Origin of the sequence: Massilia sp. YIM B02443, from assembly GCF_030411955.1 — a bacterium.
GTDB lineage: Bacteria > Pseudomonadota > Gammaproteobacteria > Burkholderiales > Burkholderiaceae_D > Telluria.
The window spans coordinates 1-6,563 of sequence record NZ_JASNRA010000052.1 but is presented as its reverse complement, the minus strand read 5'-3'; the positions used below and the strand labels follow the sequence as shown (position 1 = coordinate 6,563).

The 6,563-nt window shown below is 51.5% G+C and carries 7 protein-coding genes; 5 read left to right on the top strand and 2 right to left on the bottom strand.

Annotated elements, in window-relative coordinates; genetic code table 11:
- The 4 genes from QPK27_RS24955 to QPK27_RS24940 all read left to right on the top strand — a co-directional run.
- Window positions 1-205 (top strand): hypothetical protein (locus QPK27_RS24955; protein WP_290420851.1); only part of this gene is annotated, 205 nt, incomplete at its 5' end.
- A 14-nt stretch (window positions 206-219) separates the two neighbouring features.
- A complete protein-coding gene (locus QPK27_RS24950) occupies window positions 220-1,017 on the top strand; it encodes a DUF2971 domain-containing protein (RefSeq protein ID WP_290420850.1) in 798 nt (265 codons plus the stop codon).
- Between the two features lie 156 nt (window positions 1,018-1,173).
- Window positions 1,174-1,953: a hypothetical protein gene (locus tag QPK27_RS24945; RefSeq protein WP_290420849.1), complete on the top strand. Its 780-nt coding sequence runs from the start codon at window positions 1,174-1,176 to the stop codon at window positions 1,951-1,953.
- Window positions 1,954-2,421: 468 nt separating this feature from the next.
- Complete coding sequence (locus tag QPK27_RS24940) at window positions 2,422-3,390, top strand: hypothetical protein (protein ID WP_290420848.1); 969 nt, start codon at window positions 2,422-2,424, stop codon at window positions 3,388-3,390.
- Between the two features lie 110 nt (window positions 3,391-3,500).
- Here the strand turns inward: QPK27_RS24940 and QPK27_RS24935 are convergent, their stop codons facing one another.
- The gene (locus QPK27_RS24935) at window positions 3,501-4,310 is read right to left on the bottom strand and encodes a hypothetical protein (protein WP_290420847.1); all 810 of its coding nucleotides are present in this window, start codon (window positions 4,308-4,310) and stop codon (window positions 3,501-3,503) included.
- A 796-nt stretch (window positions 4,311-5,106) separates the two neighbouring features.
- Window positions 5,107-5,433, bottom strand: a complete 327-nt coding sequence (locus QPK27_RS24930; RefSeq protein ID WP_290420846.1) for a helix-turn-helix domain-containing protein — start codon at window positions 5,431-5,433, stop codon at window positions 5,107-5,109.
- 138 nt (window positions 5,434-5,571) lie between these two features.
- Here QPK27_RS24930 and QPK27_RS24925 point away from each other — a divergent pair.
- Window positions 5,572-6,563 (top strand): CAP domain-containing protein (locus QPK27_RS24925; protein ID WP_290420845.1); only part of this gene is annotated, 992 nt, incomplete at its 3' end.

The window sequence follows — 6,563 nt, the reverse complement described above, 5'->3', positions numbered from 1 at the left end:
CGTAGCCACGATGACCCGAACCGCTTTTTCGGCTGACATGGCAATTCTTGACGCGATGGAGCTAGATCAGACGTTTGCGTCGGCGGCTAAGGAGATCCTGCGATATTGGCGACAAGAACGATCGAAAAAACCACTGATGGAAATGCTATTCCAAGGCAGGGCGCGCCTGGGTGAGCGCATCAGTCTCAGCATCGCTAAGGCGTAGATGCCAACGACTTTATGAAAAAAAATATACCAAAATTTGTGTATAAGTACCGTCCTGCGAAGTTAGAAGAGCACGTACAACCGGGCACTGGCAGTCTGGACCGTATTCGAGGAATGATCGAGGGTAGGGAAATCTTCTTTGGATCTTCGTTTTCTTTTAACGACCCCTTTGATTGTCGGCCAGTGACATCATTAAACTGCTCGGCAGAAGAATTTTTGCGTATTTGCGTTGAGCGCACTAAGGCTTCGCGAGGTCCGGACGCAGCTGCGCTGGTGGAAGCAAAAATTCGCTCTACGTTAGGGACTACCGAAGATTTAAGAGATCCCGCCAATTTAGCGAGACTCGAGGCGATGATGGCGAAAAGTATCTCAGAATTGGGGGTCTTTTGTGCTGCTGCCTCGCCGGATAATAGTTTGATGTGGTCGCATTATTCAGAGAATTTTAGCGGAGTATGCCTGGAGTACGATACGTCGGTATTCAATGATCTACGAAAGGTAAATTATCTCCGAAAAAGGCCCATTGTAGATATGCTTCCTGGTGGAGATTCACTGGCAGTCCAGATCGAGAAGATTTTTTATAGTAAATCGAAAGTTTGGAAGTACGAGGACGAATGGCGAGCAATCGGCCCAAGGGGAGTGAATGTGTTTACCGGGCATGCCGTTACCCGTGTACTTTTCGGTCAAAACTGCAAGGCAGAGGTACGCGAAATAATTGCTGGTTATGTGCAATCATCAGGCGCTCCAATCGGCTTTGCCGAGGTGAGGCCAGATAGTCGTTCTTACCGGCTAAACATTGTAGATCTACAACGATGAAGTCAAAGCTTGTATGCGTTTCGCAGTGCAAATCATCTTACTCGGGCTAGGAGCGGAAATAAATTATCTAGTGCGACAACTAGACCATCTAAATCTAGACCACGTCTGTCATCTCCATATAGCAAGCAGAAAATCTCTACCGATAGAATAAGTGACATGTCAAAATTAAGCGTTTTACAGAATCTAGCAAATGAACTTGAACTTAAGGATGTTTTAAAAGGTGCAATCCGGCGCTTCTTCTTACCGGATTTAGTTTCAAAGTTAACTTTCGTTGTCATCGGAATCGGGGCCTCGATATTGTTATTTCCCACTCCGCTGAAAGTGCTGTTTTACAACGTTCTTATCTCTACTTTCAATATCAATTCCGGAGCTCCCATAACTATTGCTGAGCTCAGTAGTGGCTACGCAGATTACTGGATAGGCCTAGTTTTAGTTGTGCTCGGCATTACATACAACGTATTAGCAAGAATTTTGCAGTTTTATTCAGACCATTTTGCGCGTTTAGCGAAAAACAACGTCGCGGCGGTAGATCGCAAACTTTTCGGACTGCTTTTATCCGAGTTGCCCAGCGATTCGGGAATCGTAGAATTGGCGCGCCACCACGACTTTGGGCATAGTTTCGATAATCGCCCTACAGATAGGCTAGAGGAATTCCTGCTTAAATGGCGACATCCGGAGTTTATGTTTCTCGATCCAGAACTGGAGAAAAAAAAGCTTGAACTTTATGAAAAGGCAAACGAGTTTCTCAGGTTTCTCGCGCATAAAAGTGAGCCGATAGGTTTAAACCGACAGAGTATTGTCCCTCCGGGCACGAATGATTTCGCATGGACGAAACATCTTCAAGAGGAGGTCGATAAAGCAAACAGTCTTGGCACTGAGTTTGCCGACTTACATCGCGAGTTTATTCTGTTTGCTAGAACGCAACTGGTTTGCTGATAGGAACCTACTTAGTGACGGGTTTGAGAAAAAGAAAGCGACTGCTTTTGGCCGCTTGCCGACGTACAGTGTAGCGACTGTTGGCCGGCGGCCGATGTTCAGCTCAGTTGGATGTTGTGACACACTACAAAGCATTTTGGTTCTTGCTGCGCGCGGCACGCGACACGCTGCCCTCTTCCTCACTGTAGGCTACCTAACTCATATTGGCAATGGCGTTAGCGGCGATACTGTCGTTGAGCTGCTGCAGGAGGCGCGGATCGGTGTACCCAACGACTCTTTTGAAAGTCAGCGGGAGGGGACGCCAACCAGAGCCAGATGAGATGGAGTAATTATGCGGAGATGCTACCTGGCGCCTTCGCGCATAGTTGCAACCGGCAGCCCCTATCCGCGATGGAGAAAATTGTAACAATGCGAAGGTTAGAAGCTGCTCGATACGGTATCGTTATCTCAACAACAAAAGAGGTTCCAATGCCAATCGATAAGTCCTCCCTAGGACATGCTCGCAGCGCAGCACGTCAGTCGCAGAATCCATCCATCAGCGCCTTGCAGCGCGTATTACGCATCGGTCATAGCGAAGTCAGTAGTTTGGTAGCGGAGCTACAGGGCGAAGGCATGCTGTTGGCGCCGATGACTGGACGACAGCCGGGCCTGCACCCCGACTACTGTCGTCATGCCATCCGCAGTATTGCGGGCAATGAGCGGCTGTGCCACGTTCGCATGGTGGTTCAGACAGCACTACTGTGCTTCGAGCTCGAGGAGGAAGCCACTGCAGGCGATTCGGCGGTTCTCAAACTGCATGCTCCACCAGGAGCGCATTGGAGGGTGCTCCGCACACTGTTTATGGAACACTGGTATGGCAAGCAGGGCTTGTCATTGACCGAGGCGGCATTGGCGTATCACGAATGGCTTCAGAAACGTGGGGCAGCGCCAGCCGATTGCAGTGGACTGGCCCAGGCGATTCGTACTGAGTGTCTTCCCTACGAGCGGCCACGCGTGGATGCCACAGCTCCTGCAGCACGCCTCACAAGAGCATATGTCCGCCTTGCGCGCTACTACAAACGCTCCCTAGCCGAGGGCGGCCCGCGCCATACCCGGATCGCTGAATACTATATCCGCAATGCCGTGGTGCCGCAGAATGCAAAGTCGCCGGGCCGCATCTACCCCGAGCATGTCGTGCCGTGCGCGGTGCTACGTGATACGGCAACGGCAGCGTTCGAGGCTGCCGCGTCAGTGCGTGATGTAGCCGAGTGGATCGAGAGTATGATGGTGGTGGCATGGATCGATAAGGCCGAGGCCCGGTACCTCGACTTTGACTTAGGTTGGAAGGACCGGATGCCGCCTGATTGGCAGCCAGCCAGCGGATGCCGCTTCGCGCGCCTGCACGACGCTAGAATCCCCTTCACGCCGGCCATCTCGCATCCTTGTACCTGCAAATAGGAAAGATTAACTTCGGGTCGAGTGCTGTCGAACACTGAGGACATTAGACGACGAAAGCGGAAAGTTACACCACAATCAACCGACTGAGCGTTCAAAGGTACCTTGTTTGATTATTCCGTGAATTCTCCATTGTTCGCGAACTCATCGGTGCCTTGTTCGATAGCGCGACGTGTCTTCCGAACGATCGTGTCTCCAATCTCTTTGTCTTTTACTTCATCCAGCACGCGCCTCCTAAAGTCTTCGAAATCCGTAGCCTCGCGCAGCGCACGCCACATCGCGTGCGCATGCATATCCAAATGTTCAAAGTGCCGCTCAGTTTTGTTCTCGAACTGACTAATCATATGTGGCAATGATGTCAGGCTCGTATCGCTCCACTCGCGTTGTCGCTTTTCATCGCTAGCAATTGCATCCGTCGCATACTTGACACCGTATTTAACATCGACTGCGGACGAGTAAGGCATATAAGAAGACGTACCAGCAGAAATCCTCCCACAACTCGCAAGATAATCAATGTTTTCAGGAGCGTCGACGAATGCCTTGAGTGCTACTAACGCCCATTCAGGGCAGAAGCGGCTGCTGCGCGCACCAGGCTCCATCAGCCATGCTTGAATCGTTCGATGTGACACCGGCTTCTTCGTTATGTTCTGGATCGCAATCGATGCCTGCAACGTATCGCCGCCGAACTTGTTATCGACTAGATTACGCATTGCGCTGCGGCGCCGCTCTTTCTGAAATGTTTCCCAGAACTCGGCACGGAATTTCGCCAGACTAACCGCATCAAATTTCTGCTTTGCGCTTCCACAAGGCGTCAACTCGACATCGTCCATCCTGCTTGGTACACGCCCGATTTTCACGTCGAATTTTGTATTTGTTTCGGTCTCAGTTGCGACGGTATTTGGATAAAGGTATTTCCAGGGCATGATTGTTCCAAGGATGCGCGATGTGTGGCGCACATTGTGCGCGCACAATGTGCGCAAGTCAAGCTGGCATCGCTTCTTGCTAGGCCGGTGTGAGCCTAATTGGCTCAGCGTCAGCGAGTGTGGCAGGGACATGAAGACAGGAACGAAGATATATTCCACAGGTTGCAGAGTTTGGAGTAACTACTTGAGGTTGCCTGCGAAGTAGCCGAGCGCCTTTTTAAGATGTCGCGCTCCGTCTTGACCTTTGCCAGCTCGCGCTGCATGCGTTCGTACTCCTGGCTGGACACCTTCTCTTCCCCGCCTACAATCTGTGAGCCCTCGTTGGCATCTCTGCACCACCGTCCCAACAAATTGGCGACAATGCCCAGCCGCGCGCGATAGCCGCCTTGCTTGCGCCAGGCTGGCCTACCAGCTCTACAGCCTCGCGCTTGAACTCTTCTGAAAACACCCGACTTCACGTGCCATGTTATACCCCGGATAGGAACATCATACCTATCGAAAGTGTTCGAGCTGGTGGGGGAATGTCCAAGAGACGCTTGACTTGTCTAACCTACAGCTTGTAAAGAGGTACGCTGATCGTTGAAATGTTCGTGAAGCGAATCAGGGGGCAAAGGAAAAACTTGGCGGGGGATGGTAACAGGGCTGCAGAAGTGTAGATCAACACAGTTCCACTTGGCCAGTCGAGTGTCAGGACTGGTGAGTCAACATAGAAAGGAACCGGCGCTCGCCCCAAGTTGTTGCGCCGGATAGAGAGCCATTCTTTTCAAAGTTCCCGCAATCACAAGTGTCCGCAATGTCACACTACTAAACTACGTGCCGATTCCAATAAGGTTTGCCGCTTCGCCTCGGGAGCAGCTGAGTAAGCAAGAATGATCTCAGCGAGGCGATCATCGTTGCAATAGAAGAAAGCCACCGGAACACCGAGAACTTTTGCCAACGCTTCTGCAAATTTCATTGGAGGCTCATGAACTCCGCCTTCGTACCGGCTCATCCGGGCACTACTCGACGATTCTTCCAGGCCTGCAAGAACTCCGAGGCGATCCTGCGGCAACCCCGCCCGTTCACGCGCTTGACGAAGACGTCGGCCGATAGTTGAGTTGATGATCTTAGAACGCGCAGGCATCCCACGATACTCGTAGAATACCAAGAAATTTTCTCTACGTAAAACGTAGATATGCCGCCAAAGTTGATATACTTGCTACTCATCAATGGCAGCAGAGCTTGCTCAGGTCACATAACTCCGGATTGAAGGACACTTTGCGTGGCTTTCACCGTTTGGTGGACAAGACGCGGCCGAGAACTGTTGCCTTCATTCGTCGAGATTCAAGGATCAACAATGCGTGTATCAAAACTGTCTGCAGCGGTAACTTCCCTTACGCTCGCACTCGTTGGCTGCGGTGGGGATGGCAGTGGGAGTTCTTCAGCTCCGATAATGACCGTCCCAACTACCCCAACCTCTCCATCTCCCGCACCAGTGTCGCCAGTCCAAACAGCAAACCTGCAGGCTGCTGTAGATGCGAACTACACTTCCGGCACAAGCGAACAAGTCTCTTTCGCCAAGTTAAACGCTTTCCGCGCTGGCCAAGGATTGGGTCCACTGAACCAGAGCGTACTAATCGATGACGCAGCGAAGAAGCATGCTGCGTATGTCACGATGAACCAGAGCGGAGGAGACCCGCACCACGAATTCATAGGCAGACCCGGTTTTACGGGCGCTACTGCTATCGATCGTGTTAGAGCATCAGGCTACCAAGCCGCTACAGCTACTGAAGTCATAGCGTTCAGTGTGCAATTTCCAAATCTGGAATCAACGGCGATCGACAATCTGATCAATTCGGTATACCACCGGAACGCATTGATCTATCAAGGCATGACCGACGTCGGCTTTTCTGGCGAGAATGCGAATAGCCCCTTGTATGCCAACTTGGCAGCGGTTGCATCACAGATAAATGCCGGGGATTACGCCGGAGTTTATCCGACCAACAACCTGACTGGCGCCTGGCTGACGCACAGTGTGGAATCGCCGAATCCGTTCTATCAGGAGATGGAGATGTCCCAGGTGAACATGTGCACAAAAACCAGCTCGCCAATAAGTATCGCATCGGAAGCGTCGACCACTCTCAACGTCACCACATTCACAGTGACAGAAGAAGGCTCAACTACCGCCCTGGACTCTCGATTGATCACGAAGGCCACGAGCGCTCAGGACAATACGGTAATCCCCCCATTTTTAGAGCACGCTAAAAGTAGAGG

Bases quoted from the DNA above. Each gene is read 5' to 3' on its own strand.
- QPK27_RS24950 (WP_290420850.1), top strand. From the start codon at position 220: ATGAAAAAAAATATACCAAAATTTGTGTATAAGTACCGTCCTGCGAAG.
- QPK27_RS24945 (WP_290420849.1), top strand. From the start codon at position 1,174: ATGTCAAAATTAAGCGTTTTACAGAATCTAGCAAATGAACTTGAACTT.
- QPK27_RS24940 (WP_290420848.1), top strand. From the start codon at position 2,422: ATGCCAATCGATAAGTCCTCCCTAGGACATGCTCGCAGCGCAGCACGT.
- QPK27_RS24935 (WP_290420847.1), bottom strand. From the start codon at position 4,310: ATGCCCTGGAAATACCTTTATCCAAATACCGTCGCAACTGAGACCGAA.
- QPK27_RS24930 (WP_290420846.1), bottom strand. From the start codon at position 5,433: ATGCCTGCGCGTTCTAAGATCATCAACTCAACTATCGGCCGACGTCTT.